Here is a 23,431-nt window from a genome sequence, read left to right as displayed (position 1 = left end):
CTACCTAACCTTTAACTCCACCGGAGGTAATTCCTTCCACAAAATAGTTTTGCGCGATCAGGAAGACGACAATTGACGGAACGATGGCAATCGATGCCATGGCAAGAATTTCATTCCATTGAGTCCCTTCAGTGACATCAATGGAGAGTTTTAACGCGAGTGCGATAGGGTATTTTTCAACACTTGAGATGTAGATCAATGGACCTAAAAAGTCGTTCACGGACCACATAAACTGGAACAAGGCCACGGAAATAATCGCCGGTTTTAGCATCGGCACCACTATGTACCAAAGCAGTTGGAAAGAGTTGCACCCGTCAATCATTGCGGCTTCTTCCATGTCCGTTGGTAAGCCCCGTAGGAATTGAATCAACATAAAGACAAAGAAACCTTGCGTCGCAAAGGCCATCGGCAGATACAAAGGCATATAGCTGTCCAACATGCCCATTTCACGGAACATCAAGTATTGCGGAATCAATAACACAGACGTCGGCAGCAAAATGGTGGCGACCAAGGTAACGAACCAAAATTTCTTAAAGGGAATATCAAAGCGGGCAAAACCGTACGCCACAATGACGGACGAAATCACCGTTAAGATGACTTTCGGCACCACGTAATAGAGAGTGTTTATAAAGAAACGCCCGAAGGTGTATTCGGTTCCCGTATTCCAACCATTAATGAAACCGTCCAATGAAAATTCATTAGGCCATAAGCTCAACGAACTGAAGATTTCATGATTGGGTTTGAACGAGGCTGAAAACATCCAAAACAAGGGATACAGCATCACCAAACCACAAAACAAAAGAACAAAGTAGCGAATGCCAGCGCCAATCTTTTGCTTGCGCATTTGCACACGTAAGAAACGATCGTTATCAATCACGCCCGTGGTGGATTTATCTATGAATAATTTAGTCATGTTTATTTACCACCCTTATCACCAGAGTAGAACACCCAGTATTTCGAAGACTTAAAGGAAATCGCAGTAAAAATCGCCACTGCCACAAACAACACCCATGCCAAGGCACTGCCGTAGCCTAAATCAAAATACTTAAAGGCAGTTTCGTAAATGTACAAAGAGAACAGATAAGTCGACTTCGCAGGACCACCACCAGTAATCACATAAGGCGCGGTAAATTCTTGGAAAGCCTGAGTCGTCTGCATGATGAAGTTAAAGAAAATCACCGGCGTAATCAGTGGCACCGTGATCTTAGTAAACATTTGCCACTTAGACGCCCCATCAATCATGGCCGCTTCGTATTGTGACTGGGGCACACTTTGCAACGCCGCGAGGAAGATCACCATAGCCGAACCAAACTGCCACACACGCAATAAAGTGACTGAGAACATGGCAAATACCGGCTCACCTAACCAAGAAATCGGCTCAACACCAAAGACCCCTATGAAGCTATTCAGTAAGCCATCGAGAGAGAAAATTGCCCGCCACAAAACGGCAATGGCCACACTGCTGCCCAAAATGGACGGAATGTAATAAGCCGTTCGGAAAAATTTAATGCCACGTAATTTAAAGTTCAGCACGAAGGCAATAAACAAGGCGAACGCCAATTTGAGGGGAATCGTTAGAAAGACATAAGCGAAGGTCACGCCCATCGACTTATAAAAAGTATCGTCATCCAGCATATAGCGGTAGTTATCCAAACCGATGTATTCCGGCGGATTAATCAGATCATAGTCGGTGAAACTAATGATCAAAGACGACAAAAATGGAAAAGCGGTAAACACCAGCAATCCAATTATGTAGGGGCTGATATAGGCCAAGCCTAACCGTCGGTTTTCATACATATCGATCAACTCTATTTTGTTGTTATTAAGGTTGCATTTTCGATAGTAGTGTAGGTATTTCATTTTTTCAATGACTTTAATCATTTTTTTGAAATGCTTTTTCAAAAAAATGATTGGCACTTTTCAGCACCACCTTTCTCCTCTCTCTAGAAGCCTGCCATCACCTGACCTAGCGTCGTTTTCTGAGCAAAAACGAAGCAAAAAAAAGCGAGGCCGAAGCCTCGCTGATGTGACACCTAACCAAATGTCACTTTTATTCGATTGCTGTCGATGTCATTAAGCCAACGTCAATTTACTGTCGACCAATTGTGGAATCGCCAACGGGTTATCGTCTCGCACGCTGTTTGGTAACAAACTCGCAGGGAAATCCTGATAGCACACAGGACGTAAGAAGCGCTCAATGGCAGCACTGCCCACCGAGGTAGAGCGACTGTCTGATGTGGCAGGGAAAGGCCCACCGTGCACCATGGCCTGACACACCTCAACCCCAGTTGGGTAACCGTTACACAATAAACGTCCAGCTTTGCGCTCAAACACGGGCAACAACGCCCTTACCGCATCGCTGTCCGCATCATCCATCTGAATGGTGATGGTCAGTTGACCTTCAAAGTGCTCAGCTAATTGACGATATTCATCAAGGCTCTGGCACTTAATCACCAAAGAAGTCGAACCAAATACCTCACCTTCCAAACGCTTATCCGCTAAAAAAGTCGCCGCTTGCGTAACAAAGACGTGTGCCCGACATTGATTTGGCAAATCCAAGCTGGCCGATTGTGCCAACAAACTCACGCCATCATGCTCCACCAAGCTGTTCACACCATCACAATAAGCTTGATAAATACCCGGACTAAGCATGGTTTGCGTCCCCAATGCTTGAGTCTCTTCCGCCACCTGCTGCAAAAAATCCTCACCATCAGGCCCATCCATCACCACCACCAAGCCTGGATTGGTACAAAATTGTCCAGCCCCCATGGCCAACGAAGCCACAAAACCCGACGCCACCGTTTTGGCTGAGTGAGCCAGTTTGTTTGGCATCATAAAAACAGGGTTAATACTGCTCATTTCCGCATAAACCGGAATCGGTTCAGGGCGATTCGCTGCAATATTCATCAAGGCTACGCCCCCTGAACGGGAACCAGTAAACCCCACTGCTTTAATGTGAGGATGCGCCACAAGCGCCCCACCAACATCTGCGCCCGCACCAAACAGCAAAGAAAACACACCGTCTGGCATTTGACACTTTTTCACCGCTTGCTGAATCGCACGACCAACCAACTCAGATGTCCCAGGGTGAGCTGAATGCGCCTTTACCACCACAGGACAACCGGCTGCCAAAGCAGAAGCTGTGTCACCGCCAGCCACAGAGAAGGCTAACGGAAAATTACTGGCCCCGAATACCGCCACCGGCCCCAATGGAATTTTTTGAAAACGTAGATCCGCTCGTGGCAGTGGCGCCCTATCAGGAAGCGCGGGGTCAATACGCGCATCGAGAAATTTCCCCATACGTACCACCGAAGCAAATAGGCGCAATTGCCCCATAGTCCGACCACGCTCACCTTCAATACGAGCTTGTGGCAGACCGGTTTCCGCCACCGCTCGCGTCACAAGCAGATCGCCCAACGCCAATATTTCGTCCGCAATGGTTTCCAAAAACACGGCTCGGCGTTCGTTATCCATCGCACGATACTCATCAAATGCTTGCCAAGCCAATGCCACCGCCTGATCAACATGCTGTTGGTCCCCTCCTAAAAACTCAGGTTGCAGAAGCTCATTGGTGGCTGGATTCAATGCTCGAATGGCTTTTTTGTGGCCTTGTACTGAGCGTTGTCCGATCAGCATATGTCCCGTAATCTGCATTATCTTCTCCACAAATTCAGTCATTTAAAACGCCCCAGACCCGACGGTCTGAAAGGGTGGTTATTTATTCGCTTCGATGAGCGCTTGCAGGCGAGCTTCTTGCTCTTGAGTCGGCATGGTCAGTGGTGCACGCACCCCACCCGCCGGACGGCCAATTAATTTAGCGCCAGATTTAATCAAGCTCACTGCGTAGCCTTTTTTCTCATCACGCAGACGACAAAAAGGAATAAAGAAGTCCCTCACAATGGCTTCTACTGTTGCTTTTTCACCCGCTCGTAGCGCTTTGTAGAAACGATTCGCCATGTCTGGCATAAAATTAAATACCGCAGAAGAATAAGTATTCACACCAATGGCCAAATACGCCTCAGCAAAAATTTCCGCCGTTGGCACACCGCCAATGTAGACCAAACGATCGCCCACCGTTTTGATGATGTCATTCAACGTCGCCACATTGCCCACACCGTCTTTTAAGGCAATCAAGTTAGGGTTCTGTGCCGCCAGTTGCTTCACATTTTCTGCACTCAAAATGCCATTAGCGCGATTGTAATAAATAAATTGAATGGCGCTGCTTTGCATGATTTGTGTTGCGTATTCCACCACACCGTCTTCTGGGCATTCGGTCAAAAACGGCGGCATCAATAAAATGCCATCACAGCCCGCTTCTTCTGCGACCTTAACAAAAGCTTGCGCCTCGACGACGCTCCGCCCAGCGCTGGCAATCACCGGCACTCGGCCAGCGACCGTTTCCACCGCAATGCGACAAATCTCTTGATACTCTTCCAGCCCAAGGGAGAAGAACTCCCCGGTTCCACCGGCAATAAATACCGACGACACACCGTGCTCAATAAACCACTCAATGCGCTGTTTGTAAGTGTCAGCTTGAAACTGTCCTTGCGCATCAAAATCCGTGATTGGGAATGACAGTAAACCGTCGCTTAAAGATGAACGAATTTGCTCAATTGAAAGTGCCATAAAAGGGTCCTCTTATTATTCAAATACCCAAATTTTGGGCAAACGAAACCCTTACCCATGTTGCAGGGCAAAAATTTCATTATTAGGAAATAAATTTAAAAAAGTGCGTTAGCTAACATTACGGTTAATCATCGTCTTCGAAGTGGCCTGCAGTGGCAAAGAACCCTCCTTGGAATAACAATGCGGGATGGTCACGATCCATTAACGGGTCTTGCGACAATACCTCGGTCTCAAAATGTGCCGACGAATCTTTCGGCTGCCACCCTAGGAAGTTGGACTTACGGTTATCCCACCAAGACCAAGGGTTATTAGATGCACCATACACCACGGTACAAGCTAAGCGATTAACACTGAACACTCGCTTCACTAAATCCGCCATGTCCTCTTCACTTAACCAGGTCGACAACATGCGTCGATCAATCGGCTTAGGCAAACAACTACCGATGCGCACCAGAGCCGATTCAATACCAAATTTTTCGAAGTAATAACGCGCCAATAACTCGCCAAAGCCTTTTGACACACCATACAAGCTGTCTGGACGCATAGGGCTGTCCGCATCCAATCGTGTTTCACGGGAATGAAAGCCGACTACGTGATTGGAGCTGGCAAAGAAAATACGCGTTACCTGATGCTGACGAGCCGCTTCATAAATGTGATAAGTCCCTTTCAAGTTGCCATTCAAAATGCTCTCAAATGTCCCCTCAATGGACTGTCCACCTAAGTGGATAATGCCATCACACCCCTTCACTAAGTTATTTACTGAATCAAAATCGGCCAGATCACAGGCTTGAAAAGACTCGTCCGGCTTTAAGTCGGTGATCTCGACCAAGTCAGACAACACCAACTCCTCCGCCCAACCAGCCAGAGTTCGACGCATGGCTTTGCCCAAAGTGCCCGCGGCACCTGTCAGTAATACTCGTTTCATCTCTTTCCCCTTAACCACTGATCCAATTAGGTAATGTCATAGAAATAGCCGGTACAAATGTCACCAAGATTAAAGCGGACAAGATGGCTAAATAAAATGGCCAAATGCTTTTCACGGCACGCTGAATCGGTACTTCACCGATGGCACAGCCGACAAATAAACACCCACCGACTGGCGGCGTACACAAACCTAAACCTAAGTTCATCATCAACATGATACCAAACTGGATAGGGTCCATGCCTAAGCTCACCGCCACAGGCAAAAAGATCGGCGTACAGATCAAAATCAGGGCCGCCATGTCCATAATCATGCCCAATAACAATAAGATCAAATTCATCATCAAAAAGATGATGATGGGGTTATCGGATATGGCCGTTAACCCTGCGGCTAAGACTTTCGGCACTTCATACAACGCCAGCATGTAACCAAAAGCAGATGCGCAGCCAACCAAAATCATCACCATACCTGTGGTACGAACCGAGCGGATAACCGCGACCCAGAAATCACGTAGAGTCAATGAACGGTAGACCAGAGCGGTAATCAATACAGCGTAAATCGCACCAATGGCACCGGATTCGGTCACAGTAAACACACCAGACAAAGCGCCACCCACCACAATAATGGCGGTAATTAGACCTGGGAATGACGCTAAGAACGCGATGAAAATGACTTTCAAACCGGCAAACGGTTCGGTTGGGTAGTTGTTACGAATCGCCATCCAACGAGCCACACACCCCAGTAAGACACACATCAAAATCCCCGGCACAATGCCAGCCATGAAAAGACTCGCAACAGACATACCACCGCCTGCGGCCACCACATACAAAATCATATTGTGGCTCGGCGGAATCATGATGCCAGCAATAGAGGATGTCACTGTCACATTGACCGCATACGCATCGTCATAACCTTTCTCTTTCATCACCGGTATCAACAGAGAGCCAAGCGCCGACACATCCGCCACGGCCGAACCTGAAATGCCACCAAACAACATGCTGGAAAAGACATTAACTTGCCCCAAACCACCACGCATCCAACCCACAGCCGAAGAAGCCAAGCGAATTAGTCGAGCGGCTATGCCGCCGTGCAGCATTAACTCACCCGCAAAAATGAAGAACGGAATCGCCAACAGTGAAAAAGTAGACGTGCCCGCAACGATACGCTGGAAGCCAATCATTAACGGCAGGCCTTCGTAGAAAAACGCTGAAATCGCTGCCATACCCAATGCAAACGCCACAGGTACACCGACAAAGGTCAGCAGAGCAAATAAGCCCAGTAAAATGGCTAAGCCCATATTATTGATCCCCCGCTACATCAGAAGAATGAGAATCTGCTGACACAAATTGTTTTGAACATAAACTGAATGTATTGATAATCACTCGATACCCAGCAAACAAGCACATCAACACACCGCTGGCGACCACTGGGAAGTAACGAATGCCATCCGGAATCCTCCAGTCAAAGATAGGGATACTTAATAATGGAATGCTTCTGAACCAAGCAAAGTCCACCAGTTCTTTGCCATACAGCGCCATGACATAACCAAAGACGGCAATACACACATCAATCAAGATATTAAAAACCTGACCAATACGCTCAGGCACGATCATGGAAAGCATATCAACACTTAAATGTGTGCGTTCATGAATGCCAACGGCCGCAGCCAAAAACGTAATATTAGTGACCAACAGCATGGCCATTTGCTCCACCCAAGTTGGCGTGTCGTTTAACACATAACGACCGAATACTAACCAACCAAATGAAGCCACCAACAAAACTAAAAACACTCCAGATAACGCGGTCACTAAAAAAGCAATACCATCCAGAATGGATTTAATTTTGGGTTGTATAGAAGAAGAGAAAGCCATAGTCACACTCTTTCAAGCAATGTCATCAAAAGGCTAATCTGCCAACAGCAGATTAGCCTGAACCGTTCTTTATTACTGGGTATTTTGAATTTGCTCAATAAATGGCTTCAAGGATGGATTGTCTTTCACCGCTTTCGCGTAAACCGGTTTCATCGCATCGCTAAAGGCTTTTTTATCTTTGATTTCATTAAATTTAACACCAGAAGCCAACACTTTTTTACGGCTTTCTTCATCACGTTGCGCCCACAATTTACGCTGCAAAGCCGAGCTATCACGAGCGGCCTTTTTGACAGCAACCTGATCTTTTGCAGACAATTCGTTCCACGCTTTCACGCTCACGCAAACACACTCTGGAATGATTAAGTGTTGAGTCAAAGAATAATAAGGCGCCACTTCATAATGGTTACTGGAATCATACGATGGCCAGTTGTTTTCAGCGCCATCAACCACGCCTGTTTTCAAGGATTGATACACTTCAGAGTAAGCCATTGGCGTGGCATTACCACCCAAAGCTTCTACCATGCCAACGTACAATTCGTTGTTCATGACACGGAACTTCTCACCTTTCACATCCGCTGGCGTCCGAATTGGCTTAGCGGTGTTGTAGAAAGAACGTGCACCACCATCATACCAAGCTAACGACATGATGCCTTTTTTCGCCATGGCATCACTTAGCTGATCACCGACTGGGCCGTCCATAACACGGTGCATGTGATTAAGGTCTTTAAAAATAAAAGGAAGGGAAACCACGTTGACTTCAGGCACAGCATCACCCATTGGCCCCAAGCTAAAACCAGCAAATTGAATGGCACCGACTTGCAGCATTTGAATGGCATCAGACTGACTGCCCAACACAGAACTATTGTAAACCCGACCACTTACTCGGCCATTAGTCGCGCTATCCGCTTCCTTGATGAAGGACTCTAAGGCTTCCGTCACAGGGTAACCGGTATTATGGATATTCCAGCCTTTCCATTCCGCATTTGCTGCGGAAGAAAGCACCACGGCCGAAGCAGCGGTCATCAAAGCGAGCGCTTTGCTAATTTTTTTTGCGGGAAAGTTTATTATCATTGTTATGTCTCCAGTTATTCTTGTCATTTTTCTGCTTGTTTGGATCGTCACTTTAAGTCTAAGACTTTGAGGTAACCACCCAACCTTTTTTATTTGTAGCATAAGATATCAGGAATAAACAATAATCATAGTATGAATTTTTCAAATTTAATTTAAACTTAACGACTTAATGAGTAAATTAAGCGCTATTCATATTATGTGATAACATATTCAAGCTCTTAAAAAGCAACATCTTTTTGTTTTAGAAAGGCCACTAAATCATGCCAGCAAGCAAAACCGTAAAAGCCAGTTTGCCGCAACAAACGGCAGAGAAAATTCGTCAGCGTATCGCCACCTTGGACATGAAACCCGGTGACAAACTGCCAACGGAACCCAATCTGATGAGCGAACTGTCCGTCAGTCGAACCGTGCTACGTGAAGCCATTGCCTGTTTGAAAGCAGAAGGGCTGGTCAAAGCCAAACAAGGCGCTGGTGTATTCGTTTCTGAACCAGAGCAAAAACTCAGTTCTTTGCTACGTAACAGCACACAGACGCTGACCGATACCATAGAGTCTTTAGAACTTAGGACCGCCGTTGAGATAGAGGCTGTAGCCCTTGCCGTTAGCCGCTGTTCCTTAGCTCAAGAAGCCGAAATCTATCGCTGTTACGATGCTTACGAGCGTAAAGTTCAAAAAGGTGAAAGTGCTGAACAGGAAGATTTTGAGTTCCATTTAGCCATCGCTAAGGCCACCAACAACCAACACTTTGTTGACTTTTTAGAGGTGCTTGGACAGCGCACTATCCCACGGGCACGACTAAGAGAAGAAGCAGGCTTACCACGCGATCCAGAAATCGATAAGTCGCTCAATCGCGAACACAAAGCCATTCTGGATGCCATTGAAGCGCGCGACGCTGAAGCCGCCAAAGAAGCGGTGCGCGTTCACCTCAACAATGGCTGTGAACGTTATCGTAAATTGATGCGCGACATACAGCGCTCAAAATCATAGTATGAATTTATAGATTTTTCGAAATGACTTGTGCTATGTTCTCCTTCACTAACAAGAATAAACCGATACACAGGGTCATTTGTCATGAAAATCACCGAAATACTTACTCATCACCTGAGCCATAAACTTGAACAACCATTCGAATCCGCTTCCATGCTGTTCACCTCTAGAGATCACCTACTGATCGAAATTCATTGTGATAATGGTTTAGTGGGTTGGGGAGAATGTTTAGGTAACCGCATCGTAAACGATGCGTTTATTCAGGCAATGAAGCCTCACCTTATTGGCGAACAGGCTCTAAACATCGAACCAATCTGGCTCAAGCTCTACAATATTTTCCGTGATCAAGGCCAACGCGGTGCCACCATTAACGCCATCAGTGGCATTGATATTGCCCTATGGGATCTCGCGGGAAAATATCATCAATGCCCAACCCACCAGCTACTAGGGGGCGCTTTTCGCCAAAAAATCCCAGTCTACGCCACAGGCGGCTTTCGCTCGGTGGGCCAAGATCGCCTAGAAAGCTTGTTAGAAGAAGTGTCAGGCTATAAACAAACAGGCTTCAAAGCAGTCAAAATCAAAATCGGTTTTGGCATTGAATTAGACATCGCCTCGATCCATGCCGTTCGACAGTGCTTGGGCGAAGATATCGAGCTGATGATCGATGCCAACCACGGTTATGATCACATTGATGCCGCACGTGTCGCTAACGCCGTTAAGGACTGCAACATCCTATGGTTCGAAGAACCCGTTGTACCCGAAGCATTGAGTAGCTATCACAAACTCAGAACCAGCCAACCCATCCCCCTTGCCGGTGGTGAAACCTGGCACACACGTTGGGGGGTTAACGAAGCACTCAAGCAAAACACGGTCGATATTTTACAACCCGACGTATGCGGTGTAGGCGGTTTAAGCGAAGCGAAAAAAATACTCACCTTATGCGACATTTATGGTGTGCGTTGCGTACCTCACGTTTGGGGCACCAGTATTGCATTGGCGGCAGGACTTCACTTTCACGCCATTATTCCACCGAATCCACCGTCTTATGGTTGTGCACCTGAATCGCCGCGATTTGAATACGATCAAACCCACAACCCTTTCCGGTCCAGTATCGTCACCCAACCTTTTGAACTTAACGATGGGCATTTAACTGTGCCTAAAGGTCATGGATTAGGGATTGAAATTCGTCCAGAGGAACTGGCTAAATATCGTCCCAAAGCATAAGGAATGGCAATCATGGCACGACAATTAAACGGACAAGCACCCAATATTGCCCTACCTAAAGGCAGCATTGACACGCACATACACGTATACGACGCCCAACACCCTAACTTACCAGGCGGGCCAAACATTCCTAACGATGCTGCGAGTCTTGAAGATTACCAGCAAGTGATGAAATGGTTGGGCATAGACAAGGTTGTGATTACCCAACCTAACGCCTATCAAACCGACAACCAGGTATTACTCAATGCCGTACAAAAAATGGAAGGTAAAGCTCGAGGGATTGTGGTGGTTACCCCTGAAACAACCGAAGCCGAATTGGAAAAATGGCATCAAATGGGCGCGCGTGGCGCACGTATTATGCAATTAACTCAAGGCGCGGTAAGGCTAAAAGACATGCTGTCGGTTAACGATAAAATCGCATCATTTGGCTGGAGCTGTATCGTGCAGTTTAATGGTCGAGAAATATTGGAACACGCCAGCTTATTGCATAGGATCAAAGGCAATTTCAGCTTGGATCATCATGGTAAGTTTTTACCTCCAGTCAAAACCAACAGCGCCGAATTCAAACAAGTGCTCAGCCTTTTGGACAAGGGCAATTGCTATTATAAAATGGCCGCCTGTTATGAGAGCTCCGCCAGTGGCGGACCTGACTACGCAGACGTAGCCGAGATGACCAAAGCGGTCATTCAACATACTCCTGAACGCGTTATCTGGGGCAGTAACTGGCCGCATGTCTCGGGCTCGCCTGAACAGGCACCAAACGACGCAAAACTACTGGACTTGATACAGAACTGGATACCTGACGAAAGCACAAGAAAAGCGATATTTGTCGACAACCCAGAACACTTATATTGGCGCGATTAAGACAAAGGATTTAATGATCGACGGCTTGGATTTTATAGCCGTCGCGCCCCGCTCTTTTCACGTCATATAAGGCTTTATCTGCGGTCTGAAATGCTTTCTCAAACACCTGTTCGCCCTGCCCTTGAAACGTTGCTACGCCAATACTGGCAGTGAAGTTCACTGTTTCCTGCTCGGTGACCAAGGCTGAGTTACGTACACGGTCCAAAATACTTTGAGCAAAACTTGCTACCTCCGCTTCAGTGGCATTGCACAGCAACACAGCAAATTCATCACCACCTAAACGAGCAACCACGTTTGGATCATGAAAAATACTTTGCAAGGTTTCCGCAAAACACACCAGAGCTTGATCACCGAAAAGGTGTCCGTGCTGGTCATTAATTTGTTTGAAACCATCCAAATCCAGCACAAAAAATGCGGACACTCCCGATTTTTTTAAACTGGCTTTCGATGACAAAGCCATCAAACTCTTTTTGTAGAAATAGCCACGATTATAAACAGAGGTGAGGCTATCGATTGAAGCAAGCTGTGTCATCTCACACTCCATAACATCGACACGCAACAACAATCCGACCAGGTACCAAGATAAAATAGGTGTCGTTAAACCTGCAATGAGGATGATCAACATCACATCGCGATGAAGGCTAGGGGCGAAATCGAATAGCTTTACAAAGGTAATATTTAACAGTATGGAGATAAGAATGGCAGAGACAGTTAGTGCCAGCACTAAACCAGTACGTCCTAATGAACGTAATAAATGTCGAATAATTGGCGTCACTGTGCCCCCAAGGCAAATAGATAGATAAAACCAGAAGAATCACAAACTGCATCTGTGTCTTCTACCTAAATCAGCACAATACTTCTTACCCAACAAACACAGTGATGTACACTCAGTTTAATCTGTTTTTATTATGCAATATCAAGCTAAACGATAGAACGCATGTATGATAAAAAATCGGCATGACTTTTTAAGTTACAAAAAACAGTTACATAAGTAAACAACCCCTTAATTATTTAACATTTCTTTGCTTAAATTGGGGTTATTGTTTGTACAGATCTTTATCCAAACCATACTTACGCATCTTGTCGTACAGGGTTTTCCTTGGCAAACCCAAAGCATCCATGGTGTCTTTGATTGAGCCTTTTTGACGTATCAACTCCTGCTCTAATAACGTTTTTTCAAAACGTTCCATTTGCTCAGGTAACGTCATCACCCCTGGGTTATTTTCATTGATGATGATTTGATCAAACTCGAAGGAACCAGCCTCCCCCATTAACACATAACGTTCAGCCAAGTTCCTTAGCTCACGCACATTTCCCGGCCAATCATAACTTAACAAGCTGTGCATACGCGCAGCAGACAAGGGTTCGGATTCTCGTTTATATTGTGCCGTCGCAACTAGACAAAAGTGCTGCCATAACAGTGAGATATCATCTTTACGCTCTCGCAAAGGAGGAATGTCTACTCGTACGACGTTGAGTCGGTAGTACAAATCCTCGCGGAAGCTATCACCTTCGCTGAGTTGCTTTAGATCCACTTTTGTCGCCGCTAGAATACGTAGGTCAAGATCGATGGCTTTATTAGACCCCAAACGCTCTAAGCGCCTTTCTTCTAACACTCGCAATAGACGAATTTGCATGGACATTGGCATGCTTTCGATCTCATCTAAGAAAAGCGTACCGCCGTTTGCATGCTCTAACTTACCAATACGCTGTGTTTTCGCGTCCGTAAATGCGCCTTTTTCATGACCAAATAACTCCGATTCCATAATGGAATCCGGCACCGCACCACAGTTAATCGCGACAAAAGGTTGACCACGACGAGAGCTGTGCTCATGAATGTACCTTGCCACCAGCTCTTTACCGGTTCCGGTTTCCCCTTGAATCAGAATGTCCGCACCAGTATCCGCCACATGCAAGAGTGCCTGACGTAAACGATGAATCCCAGGTGTGTTACCTATGATACGAGGACCTGGCGCATTCTGTGCTGCCAGTTCAAGGCGTAAATTGCGGTTCTCCAGGGTCAAACGGCGTTTTTCACTGGCACGCCTAACCACTTCCACAAAATCCTCGTTGGAAAAAGGTTTTTCAATAAAATCATACGCGCCGTCACGGATCGCGCTGACGGCCATGCTGATGTCGCCATGACCTGTAATCAAAATGAAAGGGATTTCGGCGTCAATTTTTTTGACGTCTTCAAACAAATCCAAGCCACTTTGTCCGGGCAGGTTAATATCACTGACAATTACCCCGGGCCAATCTATTGATAGCTTTTCTGTCACCCCTTGCGTGGCGCTGAACTCAGCGACAGCAAAGTCCTCTAACGCCAAAGTTTGAGAAATCGCCATGCGAACAGCTTGTTCATCGTCAATTAAAATTACCTGATTTTTATCCGTCATGCGGCTCTCTTTCACTGATTTTTTTGGATTGGAAACGTGACAATATCACCACAAACTCTGCGCCACCTTCTGGACGGTTGTGAGCTTTAATTTGCCCACCCATCACTTCAACAATTCGCTGACTGATCGACAAACCTAACCCCAGACCAACGCCTGAAGATTTAGAAGTAAAGAAAGGTTCAAACAAATGCTTTATCGCATCATCAGTCAGACCGTCACCCGAGTCTCGAACACAAATCGTCACGTCATGTTGATTGGCGATTTGTTCTATGCTCACTCTTTGTAAACGATCTACTGAGTTTTTCTTCGCTTCTTGAATAGCGTCCGCCGCATTGGCTAATAAATTGACCAAAACTTGTTCCAAAAACACCATGTCACCTTGCACAATAAAGCCTTTATCTTCAGGAGCTTGCAGCTCAATACCGACTTCTTTGTAACGCGGTGAAATAATCTTAATGGCACCAATGATGGCCGTTTGTACTGCAATAGGACCTTGCTGCACATCCCCTTTACGAGCAAACACCTTAAAACGAGAAATAATATCACTCATATGCTGACCAAGCTGATTGATCTGTTCAAGATTGCTATGAGCTTGTTGGTAATTTTGTCGATCGAGAAACTTTAAACCGTTGCCCGCAAAGGCTCTAATAGCGGTTAAAGGCTGATTTAATTCATGGTTTAATCCCGCACTTAATTGTCCAAGCACGGCCAATTTAGCGGTTTGAATCAACTCTCGCTGAGTGTCTTTATGGCCCGCCATTTCCTGACGCAGCAAAAGGTTGGCCTGTTCTAATTCAAAGGTTCGTTCACGGACGCGTTTTTCCAACTCGAGCTGCGCCTGCATAACTTCTTGCTCGTAGCGTTTGCGTTCCGTCATATCATGAAAGGTCACCAAATAACTGCGACGATTAGGCAATTTCATTTCACAAAGTGTCATCTCAACGGGAACCGAATCCACTGCATCCCATTGCAAATACCCTTCCAAGGTCACAACTTTGATGCCCAATTTATCATCGGCACGCCAAACACTAGCGAATTTTTGCTGATCATCGGCGTGAAATACATTCTGTAAGGGCTGCCCTATTAGAGTACTCAGTGGTTGTCCTACCAATTTCTCAATGGCCGGATTAAAAGATTCGATGCAATGTTTGTCATCCAAAGTAACCAAGCCTGCTTGCGTATTTTGAATCACCTCGCGAATGTAAGCTTGGTTGTGGCGCGTCATTTCATTAGCATTATATCGCTCTAACAGCATTCGACGTCGTAGCAAAGCCAAACCAGCCAACAAGCCGGTAATGGTTAAACCACCCGCAAATATGGCACGCCATAACGCAATTTCTTCATTGATTAATTTCAATGGCGACAAAATGGAAATGGTGAACCCCAATAGCTGAATGGGTCGACTCATTTTCAAGTAAGAGCGGCGTTCAAGTTCACCATTCAAGGGATTGGCTTCTAGCACATCCACTAAGGTGGCCCTTTCACTCAAAGGTTTCTGATAAGCAATAGGAAGTTTTTCAATGGGTCTGTCTTTGTAGCGCTGGGATTCAGCAATGCGCTTCAGCTCGCTGTATGACAAACCACGCAGAACTTGATAAAGCCAACTTGGTCTTGAGCTACTGAACACCACGCCATCCGGATCAAGCAATAAAAAGTCATAGTTTTGATTGGCAAAGCGCTTCTCAAACTGACTGATGTCCACTTTCACCACGGCCACACCGATGATCTCCTCTTCATCCACAACAGGATAAGAAAAATAATAGCCGCGTCGATTCGAGGTGGTTCCCAAGGCATAATAGCGCCCCGGTTTGCCTTGAATAGCTTGTTGAAAATAGGGTCTAAAAGCAAAGTTATTGCCAATAAAACTGGCGTCACTTTGGTAATTGGAAGCCGCGATGGTGAGACCATCTTTATTCAAGATATAACTGTCAGAGGCTTCAGTGATACGATTGATTTGCTCTAATTCGAGATTTAACTGAGAAATATCATGATAAAAACCATCTCGTAACGCTTTTTTAACACGGCCATTGGTCGCTAATAAGGTCGGCATATGTTGATATTTGGCAATGGCACTTTCAATCACATTGGCCAGCTGCGCCAACTGCTCCTCAGACGTCACTTGTAATTCTTCAATCTGACGATTTTTGAGCGCTTCTCCGCCTTTCCAGATGATGGCAATCAACAATAAGAATATTGCCAACAAAGACAGCACGATGATTTTTCTAGGGGCGACAGACAAAGCCGCAGCCTCACTCAACGTATCGGATAATTTGCTCACCAAAACCTCATTTCACTCAATTGTATTAAGCCCGCTCATGAGCAAACGCCAACACCTCGGCAATGTCCTTTTTGCCACAGATTAGCATGAGCAGACGATCAACACCTAACGCCACTCCAGCACAATCTGGCATCCCATGAGCTAACGCAGTAATCAAACGTTCATCAAATTGACGCTCAACCGATTCGGCTTTCTGTCTTTGTGCTTTATCCTGAACAAATCGAGCCGCCTGCTCTTGTGCGTCGGTCAGTTCATGGTAACCGTTTGCCAGCTCCATGCCTTGCCAATAAAGCTCAAAGCGAGCCGCCATCTGATTGCCATCCGTATTTGAATGCAACTTCGCCAAAGCCGCTTGAGACGTAGGATAACTGTGGATAAAGCACGGTTGCTGCTGAGCAATCTTAGGCTCGATCACGCTGGCAAAAATCAATTCCAATAACGTGTCTCGGTCCGTTTCCTGCAAACCGTATTCGGTTGCTTGATGCGCGCACGCTTGCAGGTCTTCGAGACTCACCTGCCAGGGATCTAGCCCGGTAAAGTCGATAAACGCTTGCTGGTAACTGAGGTAATCACATTGTAAGCTCGGCGCAATCAACGCCTGTAACAGGGCTTCTATTTCCGCCATCAATTGCCAATGATCCAAGCCAACGCGATACCATTCCAACATGGTAAATTCGATACTGTGACGACGCCCCATTTCCTCCGCCCTGAACACCTTTCCCAACTGATAAATAGAACCAGCGCCAGCGCACAGCAAACGCTTCATGGCGAACTCTGGTGAGGTTTGCAAATAATAGGTAAGGTCTTGCCCCATTGAGTGGGTGTTGGCCGTCAGCACTTCAATATGGGGATCAGAAATACTCGCTAAGGACAAACATGGCGTATCCACTTCCATCACGTCACGATCAGCAAAGAATTGTCGTATTTTGCCAAATAAATCCGCGCGCTGACGTAATACAGAAAGCTCGGCACTGGGTTGCCATAATGCGGCATCATACATAAGTAAAAGCTCTATAAAATAAAGCCCATCATAGCAAATTTTTGCTTATACATTCACTTTGGTTGTCGACATTTCACACTATTAAAAGAAGAACAGACAGGCACCTCCTAGCCTTTAACCAAGCCTTTTTTCTTCATCATTCGCCTTTTTAATAAGGCCAAAATAATGACAAAGACGACGCCAGTTCTCCATGACATCACCACCGCCATGCTCCTCATAAAAGGCTTGTTCTTTTTTTTGCTCAGGGGTCAGGGAAGGACAAGAAAAAGGCACATCACTTATTCCATTGTATTGATAAAGGTAATCGTCAGGCGTTTCAGGGTGACACATAAGACCTCCATAAAGTATTGAGCAAGCCTAGAAGCGCGCCTTCCACTTTGTTTCAAGAAAAGTAATTATTGACTTACCTAGGATAAGACGTAATCTCTTTTCAACAACAAAACACTTTGAAAAGGTCTTTTCATGTTTGAAAAGGATATAGACTGGAATGATCTCAAACTCTTCCTGGCCGTTGCTCGCCAAGGCGGACTGTCTTCTGCAGCCAAAGTCAGCCAACGAAGTCCAGCAACCTTAAGCAGAAGAATGTACGAACTTGAACGTAGCATGGCACGTGAGCTTTTCTATCGTCATGATAGAGGTTACGCGCTAACGCCCGATGGGCAGCATTTATTAAGCGAATTGACCCAAATAGAACATCTGATTCTGCAACAAACCGTCACCGTTGGAACGCCTCAACCATTGGTAAAAATATCCGCAGGCACTTGGACTACCTTAGCCTTGATCAAAAACTTAGACCATTTGGCCGGATCCCCCTCTGATCTTCGTCTACGATTTGTTTCTGAAGAGAAAAAACTCGCCATATCTCATCGTGAAGTGGTCATTGGCTTTCGCAATCAACGTCCCACGGAAGCGTCACTCGTTTGTCGAAAACTGAAGCGTATTGAGTTTGCTCCTTATGCCACTCAACAAGCACCTGATCGCTGGATCAAAGTCATCGCCAATACACCATCCGCGCAATGGCTAAATAACAACATTGACGATAACCCAGTGTGTGAAGTGAACAGTCCAAGAAACAGTCTGGATTTGGCACTGGCCAATAAAGGCATTGCTCTGTTGCCAACCTTTATTGGCGATGCTTATGCTTCTCTGCATAAGGTGGATGAAATCATAGATGAACTCAGTCATGATCAATGGTTGGTAACCCACCATGAAGATCGCTACCTGCCAGAGGTACGGCGTTTAATCCAACGTATTTCTCATACATTGGCTCAAACCTAGCGTCATTTTTAACCACTAAAGATTGATTTTATTGAGTAGCATTTTCACACCAGCCACACCAAAAAACAGTGTAAAAAGGCTATCAAAGACTCGACTCATTCTAAAATAGACACGTCGAAACCCTTCATGAGAAAACATCAAAGCATAACCAAGGAAGAGACACAGACTTTGCAAACCAATCAAGAAAATAATCGAAAGTAACCCATCCATTTCAACGTCACTTGGCACCCCCATGGAATACAAGGCACCAAAAAACAAGATGACTTTCGGATTGGTTAAATGGATCGCTAAGCCTCGTAAATAATCTACTTTAAGAGATTTAGTCGGTACTTGTTCTAATGTGATGGGCTTAGGCCGTACCACCGATTTGAAAGACTTAAACGCCAAGAAAAGTAAGTAGGCTGCACCAAGGTAACGCAAGGTTTCAAATAACCAGGCATTGGTGTACATCACGGCAGCCATACCAAAAGCGCCAGAAAAAGACCAAATAAACGATCCCGTCAGTACCCCCAACGCGGTTGCGACGCCATGAGATCGTCCTGAACTCATCGCCGTACTCGCTATGGCTAAGTTAGCAGGCCCAGGACTTGCCACCGCAACAAAGGCAGCCATTAAAATCAAACCGTAATGAATATCCTGCATTGTTTTCTTCCTTTGCTAACTTGGCGTTTTAGTATTTTCGCTAACCTCAACCTCAACCTCAAACTAGACTGCGCTTTAAACGCAACCCAGTCCATGACATTTGACTGATAAACAATCCTATAAGAATCAGTCCACCTGCCACTATCTGGCTGAGTGATATCACTTCATCATAAAACCAATACCCACCCAATATACCAAACACTGGCACCAATAGAGTCATGGGAGCCACACTGGAAATAGAGTACTTCACTATCATTTTATTCCACAGCCAATACCCCAATAAAGTAGTTGGATAAGCCTGAAATAACACTGAAAATAAGGCTGATTGGTTAAATTCGCTGAGTAAGGTCGTTATTACACCTGTGCCATTTAACAGCACAGACAGCAGCACTAGTGGTACTGGGGCAAACAACATCCCCCATACATTAAAGGCAAAAATTTCTCGTGTATTGGCCCATTTCACGATGACACCATTTAGGCTCCAACAAGTCGAGGCGAACAATACCAATACCAGCCCAGCCATAGTGATAGCACCACCATCCGCCTGCATTATGATGAATAGGCCAATCAAGGCCAGCCCCGCTCCCAATAACTTGTTGAGCGTCAGCCTCTCTTTCAATAAAAAATAGCCCACCAACAAGCTGCTCACCACACTCATATCAAGTAGCAAGGAGGCCATGCCCGCCGATAAGCCTAAACGAATCGATAAGGTGGTTAGACCCCAAACACCGACACCAAACGACAATCCATAAGCGATAAGATAACGCCACTGAACATTCGGACGTTTAATGAAAAGCACCAAAGGAAACACCGCAAAGGTAAAGCGCAATGCCGTCAGCATAAGAGGATCAATATTATTCACCCCTAATTTAATCACGCTGAAGTTCAATCCCCATAAGGCCATCAATACGAACAATAAACCAAAGTCTCTCAGTTTCATTCTCTTCTTCCTTTCTCATTACGAAGCGATACACGACATCGTTAGTATCACGACGAAAGACAAAAGAGTGCAGATTCAATTTTAAATAAAAATAAGAGTACAATTCTGCTACGCTGATGCAACTCACTTAACTCAATCAGGAAAAGGCTGGCCATATGTCTAAGTTTCAACGTTTGGCAGAACATTTTATCGAGCTAATGAATAGCCATAAACTGCCTGCTGGTGCGCGCCTCCCTGCCCTTAGAAAAGTCACAAAACAGCATCAAGTCAGCATGACAACGGCAACGCGCGCTTATCAATATCTTCAACAAACCGGTTGGATTTATGCGCGGCCGCAAGCCGGCTATTTTGTTGCTAGTCGTATCAAGAGTAGCGCTTTTCCTGCTCTTTCTAACCTATTAATGGAACAAAGAGACCCGAAGAAGTACGCCCCCAGTCGAGGCTACAATCCACATTCTGAATTTTTCAGTCCGCTTGGCACTTCTATGATCGCGCCACAACTGTTGCCCAACACAGGTTTGCAACGCAGTATCAAACGTGTCGCGCATCGCGCCAGCCAGCCGCTTTTTCAATACCCTGATATTCAAGGGGAAACCGTATTGAGAAACGCCTTAACCGAGCATTTACGCGGTTATGGTTTGGCCTTTTCTAGCCACGAGCTGGTGATCACCAATGGCTGTATCGACAGCGTCAAAAAAGCCATAGAAACGCTGACCCATGAAGGTGATACCATCGCGATCGGCTCTCCCTGTTTTAGCGGTTTATTGGATTTACTGACCACCTTATCAAGACAGGTGGTGGAAGTCCCCATTGGGCAAGCAGGAATAGATTTACCGCAATTTGAGCAGTTACTCAAACAAGGGACAGTCAAGGCTTCTTTGTTCAGCACCAACAACATCAACCCCAATGGCATCAGCTTTTCTGATCAGCAAAAACAAGGCTTAGCCGCACTGGCAGCAAAATACCAAATTCCCATGATAGAAGACGATGTCTATTTTGAATTAAGCCACCTTAAAGAAGTACCTTTGCCAGCAAAGTATTGGGATCAACAAGGCTATGTGATTTGGTGCGGGTCCTTTTCAAAAATTTTGGCCGAAGGCATGCGACTAGGCTGGTGTCAGCCTGGCCGCTATTTTACGGAATACATGCGCAAACACACACTCACCAGTTTTGGCGTGAATGGCTTAGTACAATCCTGCATGGCTGAATTTATCAATACTGGCGAATACCGTCGCCATGTTAACAACATTCGTTATCAAATGGGACAACACATTCACCAATATCAACAAACCTTAGCCAAAGCGTTGCCAGTAAACACTAAAATCAGCACGCCACAAGGCGGAATGGTGTTATGGATACAAGTTCCAGGGCTAAATGCAGTGCAATTGGAAACGGATGCTCAGCAACTCAACATAGACATTCGTAGTGGCGCTTGCTTTAGTACCCACGATTTTTATACGGATTGTTTTCGTATCAACTGTGGCTGGCCCCTAGAAGCGGAAGCGGACAAGCACAATACTCATCAGCAATTATTAAGCTTATGTGAGTTAATCAACAGCAAAGTGAGTTAAACAACGTTCCCCTCTATGAGGAAAGAGTCTTATTGTTGTTCAACTTTTTTGAACCGCTAAATCAAAATACTTCGTTACTTATTCTGTCATAAATTGTATATAGTATTTCTATCGTCCATAAAAAATTTCAAGGTAAAAACTATGCAAGCATTCATTCAAAACATTACTCGTACTTCTTCTGGCTGGGCGAGCACCATTCTGCGTATTCCAGTCGGTTTGATTCTAATGGCTCATGGCGCCCAAAAGCTGTTTGGCTCATTCGGCGGCTATGGTCTGGAAGGCACAGGTCAGTGGATGGCTTCAATCGGCCTTGAACCTGGCTACTTAATGGCATTGATGGCCGGCAGCGCAGAATTCTTTGGTGGTTTGGCTTTGGTCATTGGTTTGTTGGTTCGTCCAGCCGGTGTTGCCTTAGCATTTACTATGTTGATCGCCATCTTCTCTGTGCATTTCAGCAATGGCCTTTTCATGGCAAACAATGGTTATGAATACGCTCTAACGTTGTTAGTTGCCAGCTTATCTTTGGCTTTCAGTGGCGCAGGCTCTTTGTCTGTGGACAAACTGATTAGTAAGTAATCCATCTTCGTAAAAATAAGCGCTCCTAACTGAAAAGCTCTTGCCGATGGTAAGGGCTTTTTTATTCTCTCAACTGCACATTGACTCCATAAAAATTGACCATTAAGCCAATCTATTTCGACTACACTTGTCAGCACATTTAAAAAGGAAAATATTACATGTCTTATCGCTCAATTACGCTCGTGAAACGTCCCGAGCTGGAAATTACAGAAGATCTGTTTGACATAGTCACCCAAGAAATCCCTCAACCCTCAGAAGGGGAAGTGTTGGTGAAACTAACACATTTATCATTAGACCCTGCAATGCGTGGTTGGATGAGTGCCGATGAAAACAGCTACATTCCTCCAGTGAAATTAGGCGACACCATGCGTGCCAGCGGCATAGGTGAAGTCGTCGCCTCTGAGAACGATAAATTCCCCGTTGGCAGCCGAGTCATGGGCCTTATGGGATTGACGGAATACGCTCTAAGCAATGGTGACAATCTCAATCAAATCCCTAAAGAATTGCCTGCAGAAGCCATTTTATCTGTTATCGCTCTTCCTGGCATTACCGCTTATCACGGTGTGTTTGAAGTGTTAAAACCAGAAGCAGGTCAGACACTTATCGTCACCGCAGCGGCTGGCTCTGTCGGTTCATTAGTCGGTCAAATGGCGAAAAACAAAGGCCTGACCGTAATCGGTGTGGCAGGTTCTGATGAGAAGTGTCAATGGCTAACCAGTGAACTGGGCTTTGATCATGCCATCAACTATAAAAACGCAGATTTTGTTGAACAGTTACACAAGGCTACGCCTAATGGCATTGATCTGTTTTTCGAAAATACCGGTGGCACAGCGCAAGAGCCCATTTTTGACCGCATGAACCCACACGGCCGCATTGCCGTATGCGGACTGATTGCCGACTATCAAAAAGCCGAACCTGCACCTGGCCCAAGTTGGATTGGCATTATCAAGCGCCGCCTTACTATCCAAGGTTTCACTATGCCAGATCACTTCCACCGTATTCCAGAATACGGACAAGCATTAGGTGGAATGCTAACGAAAGGGGAATTGAAATATCGAGCTCATAGCTTAAAAGGCCTAGAAAATGCCACCAGCGGTATCAATATGTTGTTTGAAGGTAAAAACCAAGGCAAATTGATCGTAGAGCTGTAGTTTTTGCAATCACAAGCAAAGGGGAAACCAAAATG

Annotated in this window: 22 protein-coding genes; 7 read left to right on the top strand and 15 right to left on the bottom strand. The window is 45.6% G+C overall.

From position 1 onward, the window contains the following. Window positions 1-4: 4 nt before the first annotated feature. The 8 genes from OA79_RS07290 to OA79_RS07255 all read right to left on the bottom strand — a co-directional run bounded on the left by OA79_RS07290 (window position 5) and on the right by OA79_RS07255 (window position 8,490). Window positions 5-913, bottom strand: a complete 909-nt coding sequence (locus OA79_RS07290; protein ID WP_063332566.1) for a carbohydrate ABC transporter permease — start codon at window positions 911-913, stop codon at window positions 5-7. Between the two features lie 2 nt (window positions 914-915). Next, on the bottom strand, window positions 916-1,917 hold the full coding sequence (locus OA79_RS07285; protein WP_231908826.1) for a carbohydrate ABC transporter permease: 1,002 nt from the start codon (window positions 1,915-1,917) through the stop codon (window positions 916-918). 156 nt (window positions 1,918-2,073) lie between these two features. Beyond that, on the bottom strand, window positions 2,074-3,654 hold the full coding sequence (locus tag OA79_RS07280) for an aldehyde dehydrogenase (NADP(+)) (protein WP_063332565.1): 1,581 nt from the start codon (window positions 3,652-3,654) through the stop codon (window positions 2,074-2,076). A 60-nt stretch (window positions 3,655-3,714) separates the two neighbouring features. Then, window positions 3,715-4,626, bottom strand: coding sequence for a 5-dehydro-4-deoxyglucarate dehydratase (locus OA79_RS07275; protein WP_063332564.1), 912 nt, complete (start codon window positions 4,624-4,626; stop codon window positions 3,715-3,717). A gap of 124 nt (window positions 4,627-4,750) precedes the next feature. After that, window positions 4,751-5,551 carry an NAD-dependent epimerase/dehydratase family protein gene (locus OA79_RS07270; RefSeq protein WP_063332563.1) on the bottom strand — a complete coding sequence of 267 codons (801 nt, stop codon included), beginning with the start codon at window positions 5,549-5,551 and terminating at the stop codon, window positions 4,751-4,753. A gap of 10 nt (window positions 5,552-5,561) precedes the next feature. Next, the gene (locus tag OA79_RS07265; protein ID WP_063332562.1) at window positions 5,562-6,845 is read right to left on the bottom strand and encodes a TRAP transporter large permease; all 1,284 of its coding nucleotides are present in this window, start codon (window positions 6,843-6,845) and stop codon (window positions 5,562-5,564) included. 1 nt (window position 6,846) lies between these two features. After that, window positions 6,847-7,419: a TRAP transporter small permease gene (locus OA79_RS07260; RefSeq protein ID WP_063332561.1), complete on the bottom strand. Its 573-nt coding sequence runs from the start codon at window positions 7,417-7,419 to the stop codon at window positions 6,847-6,849. 72 nt (window positions 7,420-7,491) lie between these two features. After that, window positions 7,492-8,490, bottom strand: coding sequence for a TRAP transporter substrate-binding protein (locus OA79_RS07255; RefSeq protein ID WP_063332560.1), 999 nt, complete (start codon window positions 8,488-8,490; stop codon window positions 7,492-7,494). A 260-nt stretch (window positions 8,491-8,750) separates the two neighbouring features. Here OA79_RS07255 and OA79_RS07250 point away from each other — a divergent pair, with 260 nt between their 5' ends. The 3 genes from OA79_RS07250 (at window position 8,751) to OA79_RS07240 (ending at window position 11,564) form a co-directional block, all read left to right on the top strand. Further along, window positions 8,751-9,476: a FadR/GntR family transcriptional regulator gene (locus OA79_RS07250; protein WP_063332559.1), complete on the top strand. Its 726-nt coding sequence runs from the start codon at window positions 8,751-8,753 to the stop codon at window positions 9,474-9,476. Between the two features lie 84 nt (window positions 9,477-9,560). Next, on the top strand, window positions 9,561-10,700 hold the full coding sequence (locus tag OA79_RS07245) for a mandelate racemase/muconate lactonizing enzyme family protein (protein WP_063332558.1): 1,140 nt from the start codon (window positions 9,561-9,563) through the stop codon (window positions 10,698-10,700). 12 nt (window positions 10,701-10,712) lie between these two features. Beyond that, complete coding sequence (locus OA79_RS07240) at window positions 10,713-11,564, top strand: amidohydrolase family protein (protein WP_063332557.1); 852 nt, start codon at window positions 10,713-10,715, stop codon at window positions 11,562-11,564. A 10-nt stretch (window positions 11,565-11,574) separates the two neighbouring features. Here OA79_RS07240 and OA79_RS07235 read toward each other — a convergent pair whose 3' ends face one another. The 5 genes from OA79_RS07235 to OA79_RS07215 all read right to left on the bottom strand — a co-directional run bounded on the left by OA79_RS07235 (window position 11,575) and on the right by OA79_RS07215 (window position 17,568). Beyond that, window positions 11,575-12,339 (bottom strand): GGDEF domain-containing protein, encoded by a 765-nt coding sequence (locus tag OA79_RS07235; RefSeq protein ID WP_063332556.1) that lies wholly within the window; start codon window positions 12,337-12,339, stop codon window positions 11,575-11,577. A 262-nt stretch (window positions 12,340-12,601) separates the two neighbouring features. After that, complete coding sequence (locus OA79_RS07230) at window positions 12,602-13,960, bottom strand: sigma-54-dependent transcriptional regulator (RefSeq protein WP_063332555.1); 1,359 nt, start codon at window positions 13,958-13,960, stop codon at window positions 12,602-12,604. Next, window positions 13,950-16,238 carry an ATP-binding protein gene (locus OA79_RS07225; protein ID WP_063332554.1) on the bottom strand — a complete coding sequence of 763 codons (2,289 nt, stop codon included), beginning with the start codon at window positions 16,236-16,238 and terminating at the stop codon, window positions 13,950-13,952. The genes OA79_RS07230 and OA79_RS07225 overlap by 11 nt, the downstream gene beginning before the upstream one ends. Before the next feature lie 25 nt (window positions 16,239-16,263). After that, window positions 16,264-17,238, bottom strand: a complete 975-nt coding sequence (gene epmA, locus OA79_RS07220) for an EF-P lysine aminoacylase EpmA (RefSeq protein WP_063332553.1) — start codon at window positions 17,236-17,238, stop codon at window positions 16,264-16,266. 114 nt (window positions 17,239-17,352) lie between these two features. After that, entirely contained in the window at window positions 17,353-17,568 is a 216-nt protein-coding gene (locus OA79_RS07215; protein ID WP_063332552.1) for a hypothetical protein, read from the bottom strand. A gap of 132 nt (window positions 17,569-17,700) precedes the next feature. Here OA79_RS07215 and OA79_RS07210 point away from each other — a divergent pair, with 132 nt between their 5' ends. After that, window positions 17,701-18,516 carry a LysR family transcriptional regulator gene (locus OA79_RS07210; protein WP_063332551.1) on the top strand — a complete coding sequence of 272 codons (816 nt, stop codon included), beginning with the start codon at window positions 17,701-17,703 and terminating at the stop codon, window positions 18,514-18,516. Between the two features lie 15 nt (window positions 18,517-18,531). On the opposite strand, the gene OA79_RS07205 is transcribed toward OA79_RS07210, so the two are convergent. Both OA79_RS07205 and OA79_RS07200 read right to left on the bottom strand, forming a co-directional pair. After that, the gene (locus tag OA79_RS07205) at window positions 18,532-19,158 is read right to left on the bottom strand and encodes a LysE family translocator (RefSeq protein ID WP_063332550.1); all 627 of its coding nucleotides are present in this window, start codon (window positions 19,156-19,158) and stop codon (window positions 18,532-18,534) included. Window positions 19,159-19,216: 58 nt separating this feature from the next. Continuing rightward, window positions 19,217-20,098 (bottom strand): EamA family transporter, encoded by an 882-nt coding sequence (locus tag OA79_RS07200; RefSeq protein WP_063332549.1) that lies wholly within the window; start codon window positions 20,096-20,098, stop codon window positions 19,217-19,219. 155 nt (window positions 20,099-20,253) lie between these two features. Here OA79_RS07200 and OA79_RS07195 point away from each other — a divergent pair, with 155 nt between their 5' ends. The 3 genes from OA79_RS07195 to OA79_RS07185 all read left to right on the top strand — a co-directional run bounded on the left by OA79_RS07195 (window position 20,254) and on the right by OA79_RS07185 (window position 23,396). Further along, complete coding sequence (locus tag OA79_RS07195) at window positions 20,254-21,669, top strand: aminotransferase-like domain-containing protein (protein WP_063332548.1); 1,416 nt, start codon at window positions 20,254-20,256, stop codon at window positions 21,667-21,669. Between the two features lie 141 nt (window positions 21,670-21,810). After that, entirely contained in the window at window positions 21,811-22,245 is a 435-nt protein-coding gene (locus OA79_RS07190; protein WP_063332547.1) for a DoxX family protein, read from the top strand. 158 nt (window positions 22,246-22,403) lie between these two features. Further along, window positions 22,404-23,396, top strand: a complete 993-nt coding sequence (locus OA79_RS07185) for an NADP-dependent oxidoreductase (RefSeq protein WP_063332546.1) — start codon at window positions 22,404-22,406, stop codon at window positions 23,394-23,396. Window positions 23,397-23,431 lie beyond the last annotated feature (35 nt).

Origin of the sequence: Marinomonas sp. TW1, from assembly GCF_001625355.1 — a bacterium.
Taxonomy (GTDB): Bacteria; Pseudomonadota; Gammaproteobacteria; order Pseudomonadales; family Marinomonadaceae; genus Marinomonas.
Note: the sequence above shows the minus strand (reverse complement) of the source record. Positions and strands in the feature narration are given on the sequence as shown.